Genomic DNA, 19766 nt, shown 5'->3' on the forward strand with positions numbered 1-19766 from the left:
ACGAATGGCTAACTTCAATCAATCAGACACTAAACAAACAGTAATTCGAGTGGCTTTGTTAGCCGCTCTATTTTTTTTCCTCTTATTGCCCGGTTTTTCGCAAACCAACAAACGGGTGCAGGGCACGTTGAACGATTCGCAAGGACAGGCCATTGTGGGTGCTTCTATCAAACTCGTATCCGATCGGGATTCGGTGCAGACCAGCTCAAGCCAGGGAGGCTTATTTTCTTTCAACAACATTAAAGGCGTCGGGTTCCTCCTGACGGTGACCAGCTTAGGATACGACACCCTCCAACAGCGATATACGTTCGAACCCGGCAAAAACGAGCTGACGCTGCCTGTCCGTCTCATTGAATCCAGCCGGATGCTTGCTGAAGTATCCGTCACCGGTGCCGCCCCCATTACAGTAAAAGAAGACACGTTGGAATATTCCACGAAAGACCTCCGGCTACGGGAAGGGGCTTTAGTAAGTGATGCGCTTAAAAAGCTGGACGGCGTGGAAGTGGACAAAGACGGAAACGTAACCGCACAAGGCGAGACCGTAACCCGTGCCCGTATCAATGGAAAGGATTTCTTTGGTGGCGATATCAAAGCGGCCATCCAGAATCTGCCGGCGGAGATCGTCGAGCGGATTCAGATTGTAGATGATTATGGCGATATGGCCAATGTTACGGGCAACCGCAGCGGCGATCCGGAGCGCGTGTTGAACTTGGAAATTGCTCCCGATAAGAACAATGGTGATTTCGGAAATTTCCGCGTCGGCGGTGGTACCGACGAGCGGTATCAAGTAACCGGTTCATACGGCAAATTCAAAGAGGGGATGCAGCTTTCGGTACTGGGTAACCTAAATAACGTAAATGCCAACCTGTTTGATTTTAACATCCGGAGCGGAGGCGCACGCCGAGGGTCCCGGGGGGGAAGTTTTGGCCGCGGGTTTGGCGGCGGAGCTGGCGCGGGATTCGGTGGCTGGTCCGGTGCCAATAACGGCCTCACCAATACGCAATCCATTGGCATAAACTATCGTCAGGATTTCAGCAGCAAACTCACGATGTATGGCGAATATAGCTTCGGCCATACCGACAACACGACATTAAGTGATGAATTTCGTGAAGCGCCCCTTCCAGAGGGCACTACGTATACCACCAGCAACATGGATAACGGCAGCATCGGAAATGACCATCGCTTCAGTTGGAACGTCGAGTATAAGCCCGATGACAAAAATTACATCAAGTTTTCACCAAACGTGGCCTTCCGCCAGAGCCGATCGAATAATCTGTCACTGAGCACGAATCTACAAGATGAACAGCTGATTAATGATCTGACAAACCGCCAACTTAGCAACTCTTACGCGCCAAACTATGGTGCCAGTGGTTTGTATAATCGAAGGCTTAGCGATAAAGGCCGGAATATCTTCGTCAACTTTTCGTTGAACACCGCCAGCACAGAACAGGATCAGGAACGTATACTGAATACCTTGGTCTACGAAACTGCCATCGAAGACCTTGACAGCGTATACCAGCAGCATTTGATCGATCTGGAAAATAAAAGTCTCAACGGAGGGGCAACGCTCTCTTACATCGAACCCATCGGGCAATACAGCACCCTGGAATTGAACTATGATTTCAATTTCGCGTCGTACGACAACTACCGCAACGCCAATGCCTACGATAGCGATGGGGTAATTATCAACAACCCGGAATACAACAACAACCGGACGTATGATTATACCTTCTACACGCATCGGGGGACCCTCAGCTACCGCTACCGGAAAGACAAATGGAACTATTCAGTTGGCGTAGCTGCTCAACCCAACCTGCTTCAGGGCGGAGGAAACATTGATGGGAACGCAATCCAGATTCATCGGACCGGATTCAATTGGATGCCTGTTGCCCGCGTGGAATATGAAGCTTCCCGCACCAAGCGGTTTAACATCAATTACTCCGGAAGGGCAAGTGAGCCGAACTTCACGCAGCTGCAGCCCTTTACAGATTATTCCAACGCAAATGCGCCAGTAACGGGAAATCCAGATCTTTCTGCTGAGTTTACCCATGAATTGCGGATGTTCTACCGCAACTTCAACATTAGCGGAGGCAATTCATTCTTCGCGGGCATCACCGGATCCTTGTCGGAAGATAAGATTGTAACCAATCGCACAACCTTCATCGATGATTCCATCGGTGTGGTACAGGCCACGGAATACCTCAATACCAATGGATTTTACAATACCCGCGGTTTTTATAACTTCTCCAAGCCTTTCGCCAACCGTACCTATACACTGTCTTTCGGTGGCATGGTGATGTATAATAATAACGTTTCATACGTCTCCTCGGAGATGGCAAATCAGGACGGTCCCCTTGGACAGACGTTACGAAATATTGCCCGCAACTGGATTTTCTCACAAAATGTCAATTTTCGGTACAATCCCAAAGAAACCCTGGAAATCACACCGGGTGTACGTTATACCTATAACACCACCGCTAACACAGTTACCTCCCGCAACAACGCCAACAGCAACGTATCTACCTGGGCCCTTACGTTAAACGGCACCGTAAACATTACGCCTACTTGGATTTTCAGCGCCGATCTGGCTAAGACCAGCAACAACGGATATACCAGTTCCGTCGGCGCCAATCCCATGATTATCGATGCTTATATCGAAAAGCAGTTTTTTAAGGGTAAAAACGGTGCCATCCGTTTTCAGGCATTTGACCTGCTGAACGAGCAGACTAATGTATCACGCAGTGTCATCGAAAACACGATTATCGACAGCCGTACAAATCGCCTGGCGCGTTATTTCATGCTTACCCTGTCGTACCGCTTTTCCAATTTTGCAGGAGGAAGCATGGGATTCGATGGCCCGGGAGGACCGGGTGGCCACGGCGGATCGGGAGGTTACCGAAGAGAAGGAGGCCGTTTTTAGTAGCGGTTAGTATACCCAATACCGGACGGTATATTTTTGCTATCTTGCACGGCTATGGAATACGAGCTTATTCATCTTCCCAACGGTATACGGATCGTTCTTCACCAGGTTGCATCACCCGTGTCCCACGTCTGTATGCTTATTAATGCAGGGTCGAGGGACGAGCGGAAAGGCAACTATGGGTTGGCGCACTTTATCGAACACCTGCTGTTTAAGCAAACCGAAAGACGGAGCACCCATCAGATCTTAAACCGGCTGGAATCCGTAGGGGGCGATCTGAACGCCTATACAACCAAGGAGTATACCTGTATACACGCCTCTTTTTTAACCCCCTATCTGGAGCGTACACTGGACTTATTTGAAGATTTGTTTTTCCATTCTATCTTTCCCGAAAACGAGCTGGAAAAGGAAAAAAGCGTCATCATGGATGAAATGGCCTCGTATCTCGACAGTCCGGAAGATTCCATCCTTGACGATTTCGAAGACCAATTATTTCGAGGCCATGAACTGGGCCACAATATATTGGGTACAGAAGCAGATCTCTCCCAGCTTACCCGGAATGACATCGCTGAATTCATACACAAAAATTACCAAACGCACGAAATAGTCATCGGGATCACGGGCAACTATACAACACGCAAAGTGACCGCCTTAGCCGCGCGCACGCTGGGTAAGGTACCTGAAACTTCCGGCCACCGCCATCGAATACCTCCACAACAGCGGGAGGTATCGCAAACACGGATCGAAAAGCCGATCAACCAAACCCACTACTTGATGGGAGGTACGGCGTACAGCGTGCACCATCCCAACAAGGTCGGGTTGCTGCTACTCAACAATTTACTCGGTGGTATGGGAATGACCTCACGGCTCAATTTGGTGATACGAGAAAAACACGGTATCGCGTATACCATTGAATCCAACTATACGCCACTTTCAGATACTGGAATCTTCCACATCTACCTGGGTACAGATGCCGAAAAAACAGACAAAGCGTTGCGGCTGGTCAGTAAAGAACTACGGAAACTTTGCGAAAATCAACTGGGTGTCATGCAGTTGCATCAAGCAAAGCAGAAATTTAAGGGTCAAATTGCGTTGGCCGAGGAAAACCGGCTAAGTCTTATCATTTCGCTCGTGAAAAACCTGATGGACGAAGGCAGGGTACAAACATTGGAAGAGGTGTTTAGCCAGATTGATGCCGTAGAGGCCCAACAACTATTGCACATTGCCAACGAAATCCTGGATGAGCGGAACCTCTCTTCACTGAGTTTTTTTCCTGAATAACCGTGTTAAAAATATCGTTCAAAAGTCACACCGTATGTAAACAATAGATTTTCACTGTCCGTGCGGTTAATACGGTTATACGTAAGGGCAGCCTTAAGGCTAAGCCAGCGGTTTAATTGAAACGATATATCGTTCGTAAGCCGAATGTTGTAATCCGAGGCTTTGGAAAGCGAAGGTTGATAGAAATTACTGCCTTGTATCACGATAAATGAACCGATAACAAACTTGTAAGCCAACCGGAAGGAATTGCGTACGGTCTGATAGTGAACCGGTAAATCATTTTCCAGAATACTGCTTGCATCAAAAAGGAATCCATCGCTCACATTGAAATAAACAGTTTCGGTATCAAAAAAGCTATACGCCAATCCCGCTCCAGTCAATAGCTGGTTCTTGATTTTCAGGGAATAGCTGGTATTATAATTGGCCAGTCCCCAATAAAACAATTTTTTGTTAGGTCGGTAAAAATTGGCGTCAAACGTCGACGAATAATCGTTATTGGTCTTGCTGCCATCCTGTTGACCGTAAAGCCAGTTATTGTTCCAGTTGAGGCGTACACGTTCTTTCTGAATCGAAAACCTAAACCCGTTGTTAAAAAGATAGGCGCTTTTTGTGTTTGCCCGGTTAATCGAATTCGTCGAAGACAATTGTATGTAGTAATGGGTGCTGTCACTCCATTGCGCCGCGGCGGTAGCGACGGTGGTCACGTATAGCAGTAGCAGACAGGCTATTCGTCGGATCATAACGCAAAAATACGTATCTTCGCTATCATTGTATTGATCTATGAATGAAGCCAACAATCACCATTGAATATTGCCCGAAATGCGGCTGGATGCTAAGATCCGTTTATTTAGCCTCGGAGCTGCTTACCACGTTTACTAACGAGCTTAATGGTGTCTTGCTACGCCCTTCGGAAACCACCGGAAAGTTCGCTGTGTATCTAGGCGAACAACAAATTATCGATCGGAAAACAGACGGCGGCTTTCCGGAAATAACAGCCCTAAAACGCCTCATCCGTGATCACATCGCTCCGGGTAAATCCCTTGGGCACTCCGACAAACCCCACTAATCACCCGGGGTTGATACGCTGTTATTGATATGCTGCGATTCTGCGTAGGATTCCCACCAATGCAAGACGGTGAACTCATCAAGGCGTTCCTTCTCGGACAGATCAATGTCTTTATTGATCATATACAGGTCGCCAGCGTGCAGCGTATCCAAAGACGGAAAGGACGATTCATAACTCTTCTCGACTTTCAAGGCTCCAGAAAACAGCTCGAGCGACTGCCCCGCTTCCCGGTCAAAGGCATCTACCTGTAATAAAAGAGGTAGTTCCAGTACTTCGACATCCATTAGCGAAGTATGCAAAGCAAAGGGCACAGCGGCCTTTTCGATATACAGGACAGAGAGGCCATCTATGCGCACCCCGCCATTCGTTGTTTCTTCCAGCACACTTACCTGATCCCAGAAAAAAGCACGGTTTACAGAGTCACCGAACACCAACTGAAACCGTGCGGGATCAGAAACCGTATCCTGAGGAAGATCCATATTGGTCAAGCTATCCGCAGCAGAAACCCTAGTTTTTGCCGCCTGTCGGCAGGCACTGCCTAACGCCAGACAAATGAGAACCACAACAGTGGCTTTAAGCCGAATTTCTGCGTGTGAGCGGATTGCCGGGATCCAAGAATTTACCATGCGACGAATTTCGAGAACAAAAGTGGCATTTGCAAAATCAAAACGTGTTCAAAAAATATTTTCATTTTTTCTTGCAATAGTGTATAAAATACACTATCTTTGTATTATCATAATTTAGGTTTATAATTGGTTAGTAAAGGTTTCCATTCTCCCCGTTTGGAAACCTTTCATTTTTTCATTATAACTAACCCATTTCTTTGAAGAATTTTAGTCGCAAAGGCCTACTTCGCAGCAACTGGAATTTTGTCGTCCATCACCGGGTATAAGTTTTAAAATTTGCTCGATAAATTTCGCTATCTTTGGAAAAAGGAGGTGCATTATGCAATGCTGTTCATTGGTTCAGCCATCGATACAAAAAAATCTGTGGCAATACACCCGACTGAAAGGTTATATGAGTTTTGTCCTTCTTTTTTCCGCATTAGGCCTGATTGCGCAGGAAAGCAAATTCAACAAAAAGGTCGTCGTAGACCAGTTGCCTGTGCCCAATGAAAAGAAGCAATTGTTTTACTTGCAACGCGATCCGGATGAAAATACGGTGATCTATCAACTCAATATGACAGACAGCGTAATAGACCCGGATGAACCTATAAATGTATATTGGATCCGCTATGCGGAAGGCGGGGTACGCAAAGACCTAAACTTTATACAGCGCACAATGGCATATGGTATCAGTCATAAACCGCTTGGCAACGGGAGTTACGAACTACGTCTCACAGCTTACAAGAGTCGCCCCCTACGGCTTTCCTATTGCGACAAAAGCAAAAAATATGTGGTATATGCTTCCATTGATAACCGAGAAGCAATTCTTGATCGAATCTTTGTGCGCATCGACGGCGGAAGTCAGTTTAATCCCGACATCGCCTATTTCGAATTGAAAGGGCGGGATACCGCAACCTTCGCTCCTGTGACGGAACGGATTAAGCCGGACTAGTAGATAATTGTAAATTTAAAAGTTAACGGATTAAAGTGCTCGATTAACTCATTGATCAATCGGTCTCCATACTTTACGTAAAGCAGTCCGAAATTTTCGGATCGTTCCTGAAGCACCCCTCCGGGAAAAAGTTTTTCCTTAATACGGTCTATTTGAATCAGTGCGTCCTCATGATTCCGTTTATCTGCCTTCAGTAGTTTTTTCTCCAGGTTATTGATTGCCTTCTTCAGCCTTGCCTTTACCGCGTCGGTGCTTGCCCCTAGCGTCGGATCAATCTTGTGAGCGCGCAGGCGCAGTTTGCTGAAGATGGCATTGAGCTCCATCCACTCGTCGTGGAGGTTTAGCCGGTGCTTCGTATGCCTACGCACGTATTCCCTTTTCAATTCATCGGTTGCTTTGAATATACTCCGGAATGTTAGGTCTAGACGGAGCACTTTTACCGCCATGTTGTCATCGGTTATCATCGCCGAATTGCGTGGCACCAAAATCGGAAAATCCACGCCATAATGCTGGAAGCAGGCTTTTAATTGCAGCCAATAGACCATTTCGGCCCCTCCGCCAATATAAGCGAGATTGGGCAAGATCAACTCCTGATATAAAGGCCGCATGACCACATTAGGGCTGAACCGTTCTGGATGATGGTGTATCTCCGCCCGTAACTCATCCTCGGTAAAATAAATTTCCTGGTGAAGCACCTCATACCGACCATCGCCAAGCCGGACGATGCGCTCACGGAACGCATCCGTCAAGTAAAAAAAATTGATTTCGCGGGCATGTACCTGAGTTGAAAATCCAGCATCCTTCAATGCCCTGGAGGTCCGTTCGATGGCATTGTGGCTATATTCGCCCAGGATATCCTGTTCAATTACCGGCGCAAAACATTGTTTAAGCGAGCGGTCGTCCGCATCCATAACGATCAATCCATAGGAACCGAACAGCTGATGGACAAGGTGCCTTGTGGCGGCAGCGAGGTTATCCTGTTGCAGGTAAGCTTCATCGACCATGCGCGATAACCGGGATGAATTTTCCGAGAGACCAAGGAAATTTTGGTACTGACGCGCCACTTCCGCAATGCCTTCTGTTTCCATCCGCCCCGTAGCTCCCTGTGCCTTGGCTTCCCAGGTTATCTTTCTTCCGTGAAGCCGGACATGGTTAATTTCAGCAAAATCATGGTCTTCCGTGGCCATCCAATAGACAGGCACAAAGGAATATGCCGGAAATGCCTTCTTTAGATCCTGCGCAAGCCGGATTGTACTCGCAATCTTGAAAATGAAATACAAGGGCCCCGTGAAAATATTCAGCTGATGCCCCGTGGTGACGGTAAAGGTTTGCTCGCTGGCCAGCGCCTCCACATTGGCGGCCACTGACTGTTCGCTCTGCAACAAGTCTCCATACTGATGTTTGAGCCGTTGCACCAATATTCCCCGATCGGTTTTTCCCGCTTTAGACGTTATCTGTCGCGCAAAGCCTTCCATATCCGGCCGGTTGCCCGCAAAGGGTTCAAGAGCCGGATCGTTATTCAAATAAGCCAACAGTGTCTTTGAAAAGCTGTTGGTATCCTTATAATCTATGTAGGTTGCCTTCATCGCAAACAAAGATAGGGGTTGCCGTCAAAAGCCGCGATTGATAACGATTATTTGACAATCGTTCCATACAGGTCGAAGTCTTCCGCGCGGTCTATGCAGACCTGCGCAAACCGGCCAGGCGTAACATACTGGTTCGCAGCGCGAACAAGCACCTCGTTATCCACTTCCGGAGAATCGTATTCCGTACGGCCCACAAAATATTCGCCCTCCACCTTGTCTACCAGCACTTTGTAGGTGTTACCAATCCGGGTTTGGTTGATGTCATACGATATACCCTGCTGGATTTCCATAATCTCTTCCACACGGTAGGCCTTCACGGTTTCAGGAATGTCATCGACCAGGCTATGTGCGTGGGTTTTCTCTTCATGCGAATAGGTAAAACAGCCCAAACGGTCAAAACGGGTATCCGCGACCCACTGCTGAAGTTCCTCAAAATCCCGTTCAGTTTCTCCCGGATATCCGCATATGAGCGTTGTACGCAAGGCAATATCGGGTACGTAATCGCGGATAGCATGAATCAGATCCAACGTTTTCTGCTTGGTGATTCCGCGGCGCATCGATCGGAGCATGTTGTCACTGATGTGCTGCAAGGGCATATCGAGGTAGTTACAGATATTGGCGCGCTCTTTCATAACTTCCAGCACATCCATCGGGAATCCCGATGGATAAGCGTATTGCAGCCGGATCCATTCAATCCCGTCAACATCCGAGAGGCGTCGGAGCAGATCTGCAAGGTTCCGTTTGCCATACAGGTCCAATCCATAGTAGGTAAGATCCTGTGCAATCAATATAAGCTCCTTGGTGCCGTTTTTAGCAAGGTGCTGCGCTTCCATCACCAGGCTTTCCATCGACTTGGATACGTGCTTGCCCCGCATGAGCGGAATGGCGCAAAATGAGCAGGGCCGGTTGCAGCCCTCTGCGATTTTGAAATAGGCGAAATGCGAAGGCGTCGTAAGCATGCGTTCGCCCAGCAATTCATGCTTATAATCAGCACCTAAGGTACCTAGCAACGCTTGCAGGTCATTTGTTCCGAAGTACGCATCTACATTGGGAATCTCTGCCTCCAGGTCCGGCTTGTAGCGCTCGGAAAGACAGCCTGTCACGATCACCTTTCCGACCTTGCCTTCCTCTTTGAGTGCACTGTATTGCAAAATGGTATCGATGGACTCCTGCTTGGCATTGTCGATAAAGCCGCACGTATTGATGACGACGATGTCATCGGCCTGTACATGGGATGCTTCGTGCACCACCGGCATGCTGTTACCACGCAATTGGCCCATTAGTACTTCGCTATCGTGGATGTTTTTAGAACAGCCCAATGTGACCACATTCACACGCGGCTTCTGCGTCGCGGCAGGTGGTTTTATGTGTTTTGTCCTCATTGTAATTATGCGTCACTTAAATAGCGAATCAACAAATTCCTTTTTATTGAATAATTGCAGGTCGCCTACTTTTTCGCCTACCCCGATGTATTTCACGGGGATTTTGAACTGGTCGGAGATACCGATAACTACCCCTCCCTTTGCCGTTCCATCAAGCTTCGTAAGTGCCAGCGCATTGACGTCCGTAGCTTGGGTAAATTGCCTGCATTGCTCAATGGCATTCTGTCCGGTTGAGGCATCGAGCACCAAAAGTATCTCATGCGGCGCACCTGGAACAACTTTCTGCATGACCTGCTTAATTTTTGTAAGCTCATTCATCAGGGCCACTTTATTATGCAGCCGCCCGGCGGTATCTATGATCGCCACGTCATCGCCATTGGCAACGGCGGATTTGACGGTATCAAAAGCCACCGATGCGGGGTCTGACCCCATCGCCTGTGCAACGACACGCACGCCTACACGCTCGCCCCATAATTTAATTTGGTCTACCGCCGCTGCCCGGAATGTATCGGCCGCACCCAATACCACGCGGTTTCCGGCTTCTTTGAGCTGATGGGCCAATTTGCCGATGGTAGTGGTTTTGCCTACGCCGTTGACCCCTACTACCATAATCACATACGGCTTATGGTTGCCATACTCAAAATGCTCGAAGTCGGAACTGTTATTTTCAGCAAGCAGCGCCTGGATTTCTTCCCGCAACAGGACATGAAGCTCGGAGGTATTTACGTACTTATCGCGTGCCACGCGTGCCTGGATACGTTCGATGATTTTAAGCGTAGTGGATACGCCGACATCCGAAGTAACCAATACTTCTTCCAGATCGTCCAGCACTTCGTCATCAACGGTGGATTTTCCCACCACGGCTTTGGTTATCTTGGAGAAAAACCCTTCCTTGGTCTTCTCAAGGCCCCGGTCAAGCGCTTCCTGCGCTTCCGGTGTTTCCTGCTTTTTTTTGAAAAAATCAAATAGTCCCATAGCCAGCTCGGTAAAAAAGATTCATTCGAAAATAACCTGTTCTTAAGGCCTCATGGAACCTGCATTCTCATCACTTTCTTGCTAGGCGATGACACGACAGGTTTCATAACAAAAAAGCCCTTCCGGCAGGCTCCGAAACGGCTTTTTACATATCCTATACACAAAAACTACTGTGCCGATTCAATAACGGCTTCACGGGCCACTTCGATGGCTTCTTTTACGTGGTCGTTGTGTGCAATCAGTTCTTTAAAGGTATATGCACCGGTCTTCGGAGACCTAACAGCGGTAATGACCTTCGTATAATCTTTGCCTTTACCCGTTTTTAGCGATGCTACTGCTTTCTTTGCCATGTCTTATTGTATTGTGCAAATTGCTGTTGAAAGCAACTGCGGATTTACTTAATTTCTTTATGAACGGTTACGCGTCTCAACACAGGATTGAATTTCTTCAACTCCAACCGCTCCGTTGTGTTCTTTTTGTTTTTTGTGGTGATGTAACGTGACATCCCGGGAAGCCCGCTTTCTTTGTGCTCGGTACACTCCAGAATCACCTGCACCCTATTTCCTTTTTTTGCCATTGTCCTATTGTGTTATTATCCACCGCAAGTCGGGCGGAAACTGTCTTAATTAAACGTATCCCTTTTTGATAAATTTGTTGATCACGGCGGTAATGCCGTTTTTATTGATGGTCTTTATCGCTGAGGTGGACACTTTCAGGGTAATCCAACGGTTTTCCTCGGGAATAAAAAATCGCTTGGTCTGCAGGTTCGGGTAAAACTTGCGCTTCGTCTTCTTGTTCGAATTGGAAACGTTGTATCCGTTCATCGCCCCTTTTCCTGTTAAATCACAAACTCTTGACATGATCGTATGCTGTTTAATCTTTTTAAATGCCTTTTCGCAAAGAGCTTGCAAATATCAGCATTTGTTTTCTATTATACAATTTTTTTTCAAAACAAAAACGTGCGCAGTACTGTATATTTAATTATCCAGCATAGCTAAGCAGGCAGATGCATACCCGTGACTACGAATATGCATACCGGTGACTACCGGATAACTACTATTGCTTGTACTAATTTCGAGTAATTATGGTAAAACGCATGGGTAAAAAGGTGCTAATACCGATCATGATCTGCTGGATATCATGCACTTGGTTAACTGGTCACGCCCAACAGGGCACTCTAAAACAACGCACGGCCCCACAGGATACCTCAGCCCGACCCCGCGACACGACGCTATCCGACTCGGCACAAAAAGTAGTAAAAGGTAAGGTAACCAACGAAAACGGAACGGCCCTCGCCGGCGTAACCATCGGCATCAAGGGTTCGGAAACACAAACGCAATCCGACGACCAAGGAGCATTTGAAATCCGCTCGTCCACAGACTCAGCCGTCGTGCTTACTTTTTCAATGCTCGGTTTCGAGCCCTTTGAGATTCCCATGAGTGTGGCCAACGGGCAAACCATCGTGCTCATGCCTTCTGAGGCCAAAACGCTGGAAGAGGTCGTGGTCATCGGATATGGTACCGTGCAACGGCAAAACCTAACCGGTGCAGTGAGTTCACTGGAAGGCGACGCTTTCCAAAACAATGCCATCACAAACACAGAAGATGGCATCGCTGGCAAAATCGCCGGCGTACGGGTAAGCCAGCGTACCGGTGGTCCAGGCAAAGCAGCCAATATCAAAATAAGGGGGCTGAACTCCATCACCGCATCCAGCAATCCCTTGTATGTCATCGACGGCATCCCACAGGATCACATGCGAAATGTAAATCCCCGGGATATTGCCTCGATGGAAGTGCTGAAAGATGCGTCGGCATCGGCCATATACGGTGCGCGTGGAGGTAATGGGGTCGTTGTCATCACCACCAAATCGGGTGCATCAGGGGCCACCCAAGTGGATTTCAGCAGCTATGCCGGTTTCCAGGAGGCAGACCGCTTCCTACCCATGATGGATACTCGTGAATATACCGCCTATATCCGCTATTTACGCGATTCGCGCTTTCAGCAAACCGGCGGCGATTTATCCTTGCCGATTTCCAGCCGTCCGGCAGAATACCAGTATCCCGAAGGTTACACGAATCCGGCTTCGCTGCCCGACAACAACTGGCAAGACATCGTCTACCAGCGTGCGCCCATGCAGAACTATGCGCTGACCGTATCCGGCGGAGGAGATGTAGGTACGTTCCTGTTGTCCGGTTCTTACTTGAATCAGGACGGTGTTATGCAATACACAGGTTTTGAACGGTACAACCTGCGTGCCAATACCAACTTCAACATCGGCGATAAAATCAAGGTAGGCACAAACGTAGCTGCCTCCTTTAACCGGATGGACGATCCGGAAACCGATGGAAAAGAGAGTAACGCCCACTATGCCCTCGCCATGCCTCCGGTCGTCGGCATCGAGCAAAACACCGAAGCCACCGGCTATTCGCCCGCACAAACGTACATCAATCCCTTGGCGCGGCTTCGCGAAATGACGGCCCGGGCCAAAGCAAGCGAACTGCAGATCAATAGTTTCGCAGAATATCTTCCCATCGAAGGAATGACGCTACGAAGCCAGATCGGTTATATTTCCGCGCATGCCGCTTACAACGAGTTTACGCCGGCCAACGTAAATCGGGGTGCCCAGGCCAATGGCTACGCTTCCAGTACCGACAATTATTCGTTCAGCATACAAAATACCGCCACTTACCGGCCAAATTTGGGCGAGAACCACGCATTGGAGCTTTTATTGGGGCAGAGTTACGAAAACATCCGCCAGGAAATCCTAGCCGCGGCGGGCGATGGCTATCCGAACGACCTGCTTCCTACGCTGAACAATGCCAACAACCCCACCTTGGCAAGCACTACCATCGGCGAAAGCGCAGTCACCTCATTTTTCGGTCGTGCACACTATCAATTCCTTGACAAATACCTGCTATCGATAAGCGCACGGTACGACGGATCGTCGCGTTTCGGCGCCAACAATAAGTGGGGATTATTTCCTGCGGTGTCTGCCGGATGGAAAATTAATGGCGAACCGTTCCTGCAGGATGCCGAATGGCTGACGTTGCTGAAGATACGGGCGTCTATCGGTAAAGCCGGCAATGACCGGATCGGAAACTACGAGCACATCTCGCTGCTGGGGTTCCAAGACTACAACTTAAACGGAAAGCTGGTCAATGGACTGGTGCCTAGCAATATTGCCAACCAAAACCTCAGTTGGGAAACGACGGTATCACGGGACATCGGACTCGATTTCTGGCTGTTTGATAACCGGATCCGTTTGACTGCCGATGTTTACTTCAATAAAACGACCGATCTGCTGCTCAATGTACCCGTTACCCGGGTGAGCGGTTTTTCAACCATCCGGCGTAATGTGGGAGAAGTGGAGAACAAAGGGTTTGAATTGGAGCTGACGACCCAAAATATTAAAACGGAGAATTTCACCTGGGAGACCTCCGCCAATTTTTCCAGGAATAACAACAGCGTACTCGCGCTAGCGCCGGGCATCGACCAGCTGATTATGCTGAGCACATTGAATGACTTCAATGCTTACGCTACCATCGTAGGTCAGCCTATCGGAAGTTTTTATATGTACAAAACGGACGGAGTGTTGCTGCCGGAAGATTTCGACGCCGACGGAAACGCATTGGTGCCAATCGTCAATGGACAGCTAGAAGGCAATCTGAAAATCGTGGATCTAAACAACGACGGGCAGATAAACGAGCAGGATCATACCATTGTAGGCAACGCTCAGCCCGATTTCTTATGGGGCCTGTCGAGCCGGTTGACCTACCAAGGATTTGATTTCAGCTTCGATATTCAAGGGCAACAGGGGGGCGATCTTTTCTATCTGGGCAGGCGCGGCTTCAACAATGGACTGGGTGAAGGTACTAACCAGTACCGCGATTGGCTGCATGCCTACAAACCCGCCGCGTATGCCGCCAATATTCCCGATGGGATCGATATGGGATGGGACGGAAAAACCCCGAGTGTGGTCGGCGTAAACCCGCCCTACAACGACACCTGGATATACGATGCTACATTTGTACGGATCCGCAACATCACGCTGGGTTACAATTTTGCCCAAACGTTCTTGAAACGGTGGAACGTACGCGCCGTCCGGCTGTTTGTCATGGCCGACAATCTCCATACATTCACCGATTATCCCGGTGCCAATCCCGAAGCGAACAATGCCGGGGGTTCCGACGCGGGCGAAAACACCCGACCAGGCACCGATTATGGCGGATACCCGTTGTCTAAACGGTTTACTTTCGGAATAAACGCTTCTTTTTAGCAATAGCTCATGCAACTATGAAAAATTCCAAGACGATGAATATCTGCAATTTGCTAGGTCTATTGATGCTTGCCGTGTTTTTGGGTTTCAATGCTTGCAACAAAGACCTCGAGCTGACCCCGGAATCGGCATACAACACCGAAGATTTTTATCAAACCATCAACGATTTTCGGCAGGCGTTGTTCGGTGCCTACGGAGGCTTGCGTTCCGTACATGGTTTTGATTATCCGATGATGATGGAAAGCCTGAGTGACAACGTCAACACCCTGCAAAATACGACCAACAATCCACTTGCGCGTTTTGGCTTTACACCGGGCGACGACCGCATCCTAGGTGTGTGGGCAGCCTATTGGAGCGTGATCAACCGCACCAACAACATCCTGGACCAGATCGATGGCGGTGAATTTCCGAACGAGGAAACAAGAGCCATTATGAAAGGCGAGACACAGTTTATCCGCGGATACTGCTATTTCCAACTAGGCTGGATTTTCGGCGGGCTGCCCCTCATCGACCACGTGATGACTGCAGAAGAAATCGCGACGGTTGCGCGCAGCAGCCAAGCAGAGACCTTTGCTTTTGCCGTTGCCGACCTGGAGGCAGCCGCCGCCGCGCTGCCTGAAAGCCAGGGTGGAGACAACCTCGGCCGGGCAACCCGCTACGCCGCCAAGGCTATTCTTGCACGGCTGCATCTATTCACCCAAAATTACGACGCCGCGCGCCCGCTGCTCGAAGAGATCCTCACCTATGACGGGCTGAGCCCGTTCGAACAATTCTCTGACTGCTTCCTGAATACGCGCGACAACGGATCGGAACATGTCTTCCAGATCCAATATACGTCTGGTCTGAACAGCCAGGGCAACCCACTGGTTTATTCACTTGTGCCGGAAAACCTTCGTTCCGACCAGTTTCCGCAGGGTGGCCGCTCCACGTGGCTTGCGGTTTCCAACGACTTGTACGAAGCATATGACACGACGGATGTACGTCGCGACTTTACGATCCAGAAGGGCTATGCAACTGCCAACAATGTGATAGACAGCCTCACCTTGCTTTTCATCAAATACGCACACGGAACGGTTCCTCCCAACAACCTCGATAACGATGTAAACCTTTCGATCGTGCGCATCACCGACGTACAGTTGATGTACGCAGAAGTACTCAATGAAATGGAATATATACCCGATGGAGAAGCCTTTATGCTGCTCAACACCGTGCGAGGCCGTGCCGGATTAGATACCCTAACGAGCGCGGAGATACCCGACCAGCAGGCATTCCGCGATACACTTTTCAAAGAAAGACGCTTGGAATTTGCGGGTGAAGCGCTGCGCTGGTTTGACATCGTACGTCAGGGACCCGAGCGGGCTGCCGCCATCATGAATGCTTTTCTGGCCAGAGAAGAAGAAGGGGGTGGTTCACTCACCTTCGATCCCAAGTACCTGTTGATGCCCATTCCCGACAGCGAAATGCGCACCAATCCGGCTTTGGAACAAAACCCCGGCTATTGAAATCTCTTCGCGTTGACCTTCCGCTCGTTTTCCGTCAGGAAGATTTTCCGGAGCCGGATACTTTTGGGTGTCACCTCGATGTACTCGTCCGCCTGGATGTATTCCATAGATTCTTCGAGTGAAAATTTGATAGCCGGTGCAATGCGTACGTTATCGTCGCTGCCCGAGGCACGCATATTGGTGAGCTGCTTGCCTTTTACCAGATTCACAACCAGGTCGTTGTCGCGGATATGCTCACCCACGATCTGCCCCTCGTAGACGTCTACGCCAGGGTCCACGAAGAAACGACCGCGGTCCTGTAATTTGTCGATGGAATAAGCCGTGGTCTGCCCCTTTTCCATCGATACCAATACACCTGCCAAGCGGCCGGGAATGATACCTTTCCAAGGTTCATACGCTTTAAAACGGTGCGCCATTACAGCCTCTCCCGCCGTGGCAGTCAATACGTTATTCCGCAGGCCGATGATGCCCCGCGAGGGGATGTCAAACTCAAGGTGTTGCATATCGCCCTTGGTTTCCATGATCAACAGCTCACCTTTGCGCTGCGTCACCAGCTCTATTACCTTACCGGATACTTCGGCAGGCACATCCACCACCAGCGTTTCAATAGGCTCGCATTTTACACCGTCGATCTCTTTGATGATTACCTGAGGCTGCCCCACCTGCAATTCGTAGCCTTCACGGCGCATGGTCTCAATCAATACCGACAAGTGAAGAATCCCCCTACCGTATACCAGGTACGAATCGGGCGACTCCGTAGGCACCACCTTCAAGGCAAGATTTTTTTCCGTCTCTTTATACAGGCGCTCCTGAAGGTGGCGTGAAGTGACAAACTTGCCTTCTTTGCCGAAAAACGGTGAAGTATTGATGGTGAAAAGCATGTTCATCGTCGGTTCGTCGATCTTGATAACCGCGAGTTGTTCCGGATTATCAAAATCAGCGATCGTATCGCCGATGTCAAACCCTTCAATGCCGACCACTGCACAAATGTCGCCTGCTTTGACCTCCTGTACTTTTACACGGCCAAGACCTTCAAACGTATGTAACTCTTTGACACGAGACTTCACGATTTTTCCATCACGCTTCACCAGCGATACCGGTTGGTTTTCTTTGACGGAACCACGGGCCACACGGCCAATCGCGATGCGCCCCACGAAAGAGGAATAATCCAGCGAAGTAACCTGCATCTGCAGGGTACCTTCATTGTAGGGTGCGGCAGGGATATGTTCCAGGATCGCTTCCAGCAGATCGGTAAAATCTTCCTTGGGCTGCTTCCAATCGGTAGACATCCACCCCTGCTTGGATGAACCATAAAGCACCGGAAAATCCAACTGCTCTTCTGTGGCATCCAGGCTGAAAAACAGATCGAACACCGCCTCGTAAACCTCGTCGGGCCGGCAATTTTCCTTATCGACCTTATTGACCACCACAATCGGTTTCAATCCCAGGCCAAGTGCCTTCTGCGTCACAAAGCGGGTCTGCGGCATGGGGCCTTCAAAAGCATCCACGAGCAGAATAACCCCGTCTGCCATCTTCAGCACCCGTTCCACCTCTCCGCCGAAGTCGGCGTGGCCCGGCGTATCAATGATATTGATTTTGACATCCTTGTATTTTACCGATACGTTTTTTGACACAATGGTAATACCTCTCTCGCGTTCGAGGTCGTTGTTGTCCAGGATGAGCTCACCGCTCTGCTCGTTCTCACGGAAAAGGTTGGTGAAGTGAAGGATTTTATCTACCAGGGTGGTCTTGCCGTGGTCAACGTGTGCAATGATTGCTATATTTCTGATTTTCTGCATCCAGCAAACTATTTGTCAATTTTTGAGGGCGCAAAGGTAGAGAAATTCTTTGAAAATCAGGATATTTTTTTCAGAAGCCCTTGGCAGACCGCGCTTTTGCATTAAATAACCTTTAAGTCTTTCCCTACCTTTGTAAAGGCGCCGATGGCTTTATCCAAATGGTGTTGCTCATGGGCGGCCGAGAGCTGTACCCGGATGCGTGCTTTTCCCTGGGGTACCACCGGATAATAGAAGCCGATCACGTAAATACCTTCTTCCAGCATCCTGGCAGCAAATTCCTGGGCCAAAGGCGCCTCGTAGAGCATCACAGGCACGATCGGGTGCACACCCGGCTTGATGTCAAACCCTACCGCGGTCATTTTCTCCCGGAAATAGCGGGTATTCGATGCTAGCTTATCGCGTAACTCGGTGGTTTCGCTTAGCATATCCAACACGGCGATGGATGCTCCCGCAATAGCCGGCGCCAGGGTGTTGGAAAAAAGATACGGGCGGGAGCGCTGGCGCAATAGGTCGATGATTTCCCTGCGGCCGGAGGTGAATCCTCCGGAAGCACCTCCCAACGCTTTGCCAAGCGTACTCGTAATAATGTCTATCCGATCCATCACACCATGCAGCTCATGCGTTCCACGCCCTGTTTTGCCGATAAACCCGGTACAATGCGATTCGTCAATCATCACCAGTGCTTCATATCGGTCTGCGAGGTCGCAGATTTTATCTAGCGGCGCCACACTGCCATCCATCGAAAAGGCTCCGTCGGTGACAATGATGCGGTGGCGGGCTCCCTTTGCCGCTTTGAGCTGCGTTTCCAAATCGACCATGTCACAGTTTTTATAGCGGAAGCGCTGTGCTTTACACAGCCGCACCCCGTCAATAATGGACGCATGATTCAGCTCATCGGAAATGATCGCATCTTCGGCACCAAACAACGGCTCAAATACCCCACCATTGGCATCGAATGCAGCCGCATAAAGAATGGTATCTTCGGTTCCGAGAAACGCTGATATTTTAGCTTCCAGTATTTTATGAATATCTTGCGTACCGCAAATGAAACGGACGGATGACATGCCGTATCCGTGCGTATCAATCGTTTTTTTTGCTGCCTCGATTACGTTGGGATGGGAGGATAGTCCTAAGTAGTTGTTCGCACAGAAGTTAATCACTTCCGCCCCGCTTTGGATCTTGATATCGGCCCCCTGTGGGGTCACGATGATGCGTTCGGTCTTGTATAATCCTGCATCTTTGATGGATTGCAGTTCCTGCTGCAATACGGGTTGGAGGGTCTTGTACATAGGACAAAAGTAAAAAAGTTACCCATCAAAAGTAAGAAGTTAAAATCATATCTCCGATCAGAGTCGTGTCTCGACTAAGAAATAATCGGATTGATGAGGCCGGCGTAGGCAGCCGAAAGAAATCGCTATCTTT

At 49.2% G+C, this 19766-nt stretch carries 16 protein-coding genes; 6 read left to right on the plus strand and 10 right to left on the minus strand.

The features are described 5' to 3' along the window. Positions 1-49 precede the first annotated feature (49 nt). The gene (locus BMZ56_RS11125; protein WP_177195126.1) at positions 50-2920 is read left to right on the plus strand and encodes a TonB-dependent receptor; all 2871 of its coding nucleotides are present in this window, start codon (positions 50-52) and stop codon (positions 2918-2920) included. Positions 2921-2974: 54 nt separating this feature from the next. Then, positions 2975-4201, plus strand: a complete 1227-nt coding sequence (locus tag BMZ56_RS11130) for a M16 family metallopeptidase (protein ID WP_090626677.1) — start codon at positions 2975-2977, stop codon at positions 4199-4201. Between the two features lie 5 nt (positions 4202-4206). Here BMZ56_RS11130 and BMZ56_RS11135 read toward each other — a convergent pair whose 3' ends face one another. Beyond that, on the minus strand, positions 4207-4941 hold the full coding sequence (locus BMZ56_RS11135; protein ID WP_090626678.1) for a DUF481 domain-containing protein: 735 nt from the start codon (positions 4939-4941) through the stop codon (positions 4207-4209). A 44-nt stretch (positions 4942-4985) separates the two neighbouring features. Here BMZ56_RS11135 and BMZ56_RS11140 point away from each other — a divergent pair, with 44 nt between their 5' ends. Next, positions 4986-5267: an Rdx family protein gene (locus BMZ56_RS11140; protein WP_090626679.1), complete on the plus strand. Its 282-nt coding sequence runs from the start codon at positions 4986-4988 to the stop codon at positions 5265-5267. Here BMZ56_RS11140 and BMZ56_RS11145 read toward each other — a convergent pair. Further along, positions 5264-5893: a hypothetical protein gene (locus tag BMZ56_RS11145; RefSeq protein WP_090626680.1), complete on the minus strand. Its 630-nt coding sequence runs from the start codon at positions 5891-5893 to the stop codon at positions 5264-5266. The two genes, BMZ56_RS11140 and BMZ56_RS11145, sit on opposite strands and share 4 nt — an antisense overlap. A gap of 391 nt (positions 5894-6284) precedes the next feature. Between BMZ56_RS11145 and BMZ56_RS11150 the strand changes: the two genes are divergently transcribed. Beyond that, positions 6285-6824, plus strand: a complete 540-nt coding sequence (locus BMZ56_RS11150; RefSeq protein ID WP_177195127.1) for a DUF4833 domain-containing protein — start codon at positions 6285-6287, stop codon at positions 6822-6824. Here the strand turns inward: BMZ56_RS11150 and bshC are convergent. From bshC to rpmB, 6 genes are all read right to left on the minus strand, one after another. Further along, positions 6821-8410, minus strand: a complete 1590-nt coding sequence (gene bshC / locus BMZ56_RS11155) for a bacillithiol biosynthesis cysteine-adding enzyme BshC (protein ID WP_090626682.1) — start codon at positions 8408-8410, stop codon at positions 6821-6823. The two genes, BMZ56_RS11150 and bshC, sit on opposite strands and share 4 nt — an antisense overlap. A 47-nt stretch (positions 8411-8457) precedes the next feature. Then, positions 8458-9792, minus strand: a complete 1335-nt coding sequence (gene rimO, locus BMZ56_RS11160; protein WP_090626683.1) for a 30S ribosomal protein S12 methylthiotransferase RimO — start codon at positions 9790-9792, stop codon at positions 8458-8460. Between the two features lie 12 nt (positions 9793-9804). Beyond that, complete coding sequence (ftsY, locus tag BMZ56_RS11165) at positions 9805-10767, minus strand: signal recognition particle-docking protein FtsY (RefSeq protein WP_090626684.1); 963 nt, start codon at positions 10765-10767, stop codon at positions 9805-9807. Between the two features lie 167 nt (positions 10768-10934). Further along, positions 10935-11117: a DUF4295 domain-containing protein gene (locus tag BMZ56_RS11170; RefSeq protein WP_090626685.1), complete on the minus strand. Its 183-nt coding sequence runs from the start codon at positions 11115-11117 to the stop codon at positions 10935-10937. 44 nt (positions 11118-11161) lie between these two features. Then, on the minus strand, positions 11162-11344 hold the full coding sequence (rpmG, locus tag BMZ56_RS11175; protein WP_079718388.1) for a 50S ribosomal protein L33: 183 nt from the start codon (positions 11342-11344) through the stop codon (positions 11162-11164). Positions 11345-11393: 49 nt separating this feature from the next. After that, positions 11394-11627 (minus strand): 50S ribosomal protein L28, encoded by a 234-nt coding sequence (gene rpmB, locus BMZ56_RS11180; RefSeq protein WP_090627219.1) that lies wholly within the window; start codon positions 11625-11627, stop codon positions 11394-11396. Between the two features lie 224 nt (positions 11628-11851). On the opposite strand from rpmB, the gene BMZ56_RS11185 reads away from it, so the two are divergent. Continuing rightward, on the plus strand, positions 11852-15043 hold the full coding sequence (locus BMZ56_RS11185; protein WP_090626686.1) for a SusC/RagA family TonB-linked outer membrane protein: 3192 nt from the start codon (positions 11852-11854) through the stop codon (positions 15041-15043). Positions 15044-15060: 17 nt separating this feature from the next. After that, positions 15061-16545 (plus strand): RagB/SusD family nutrient uptake outer membrane protein, encoded by a 1485-nt coding sequence (locus tag BMZ56_RS11190; protein WP_090626687.1) that lies wholly within the window; start codon positions 15061-15063, stop codon positions 16543-16545. On the opposite strand, the gene typA is transcribed toward BMZ56_RS11190, so the two are convergent. Then, on the minus strand, positions 16539-18344 hold the full coding sequence (gene typA, locus BMZ56_RS11195) for a translational GTPase TypA (protein ID WP_090626688.1): 1806 nt from the start codon (positions 18342-18344) through the stop codon (positions 16539-16541). The two genes, BMZ56_RS11190 and typA, sit on opposite strands and share 7 nt — an antisense overlap. A 101-nt stretch (positions 18345-18445) precedes the next feature. Further along, positions 18446-19633: a glycine C-acetyltransferase gene (kbl, locus tag BMZ56_RS11200; RefSeq protein ID WP_090626689.1), complete on the minus strand. Its 1188-nt coding sequence runs from the start codon at positions 19631-19633 to the stop codon at positions 18446-18448. Positions 19634-19766: the final 133 nt, after the last annotated feature.

The organism is Parapedobacter indicus (assembly GCF_900113765.1).
Lineage (GTDB): Bacteria > Bacteroidota > Bacteroidia > Sphingobacteriales > Sphingobacteriaceae > Parapedobacter > Parapedobacter indicus.

What these genes read in the sequence shown, in the direction of transcription:
- BMZ56_RS11130 (WP_090626677.1), top strand. Translation starts at nt 2,975, where the DNA reads ATGGAATACGAGCTTATTCATCTTCCCAACGGTATACGGATCGTTCTT.
- BMZ56_RS11135 (WP_090626678.1), bottom strand. Translation starts at nt 4,941, where the DNA reads ATGATCCGACGAATAGCCTGTCTGCTACTGCTATACGTGACCACCGTC.
- rimO (WP_090626683.1), bottom strand. Translation starts at nt 9,792, where the DNA reads ATGAGGACAAAACACATAAAACCACCTGCCGCGACGCAGAAGCCGCGT.
- typA (WP_090626688.1), bottom strand. Translation starts at nt 18,344, where the DNA reads ATGCAGAAAATCAGAAATATAGCAATCATTGCACACGTTGACCACGGC.
- BMZ56_RS11150 (WP_177195127.1), top strand. Translation starts at nt 6,285, where the DNA reads ATGAGTTTTGTCCTTCTTTTTTCCGCATTAGGCCTGATTGCGCAGGAA.
- BMZ56_RS11190 (WP_090626687.1), top strand. Translation starts at nt 15,061, where the DNA reads ATGAAAAATTCCAAGACGATGAATATCTGCAATTTGCTAGGTCTATTG.
- BMZ56_RS11145 (WP_090626680.1), bottom strand. Translation starts at nt 5,893, where the DNA reads ATGGTAAATTCTTGGATCCCGGCAATCCGCTCACACGCAGAAATTCGG.
- BMZ56_RS11140 (WP_090626679.1), top strand. Translation starts at nt 4,986, where the DNA reads ATGAAGCCAACAATCACCATTGAATATTGCCCGAAATGCGGCTGGATG.
- ftsY (WP_090626684.1), bottom strand. Translation starts at nt 10,767, where the DNA reads ATGGGACTATTTGATTTTTTCAAAAAAAAGCAGGAAACACCGGAAGCG.
- BMZ56_RS11185 (WP_090626686.1), top strand. Translation starts at nt 11,852, where the DNA reads ATGGTAAAACGCATGGGTAAAAAGGTGCTAATACCGATCATGATCTGC.
- rpmG (WP_079718388.1), bottom strand. Translation starts at nt 11,344, where the DNA reads ATGGCAAAAAAAGGAAATAGGGTGCAGGTGATTCTGGAGTGTACCGAG.
- bshC (WP_090626682.1), bottom strand. Translation starts at nt 8,410, where the DNA reads ATGAAGGCAACCTACATAGATTATAAGGATACCAACAGCTTTTCAAAG.
- kbl (WP_090626689.1), bottom strand. Translation starts at nt 19,633, where the DNA reads ATGTACAAGACCCTCCAACCCGTATTGCAGCAGGAACTGCAATCCATC.
- BMZ56_RS11170 (WP_090626685.1), bottom strand. Translation starts at nt 11,117, where the DNA reads ATGGCAAAGAAAGCAGTAGCATCGCTAAAAACGGGTAAAGGCAAAGAT.
- rpmB (WP_090627219.1), bottom strand. Translation starts at nt 11,627, where the DNA reads ATGTCAAGAGTTTGTGATTTAACAGGAAAAGGGGCGATGAACGGATAC.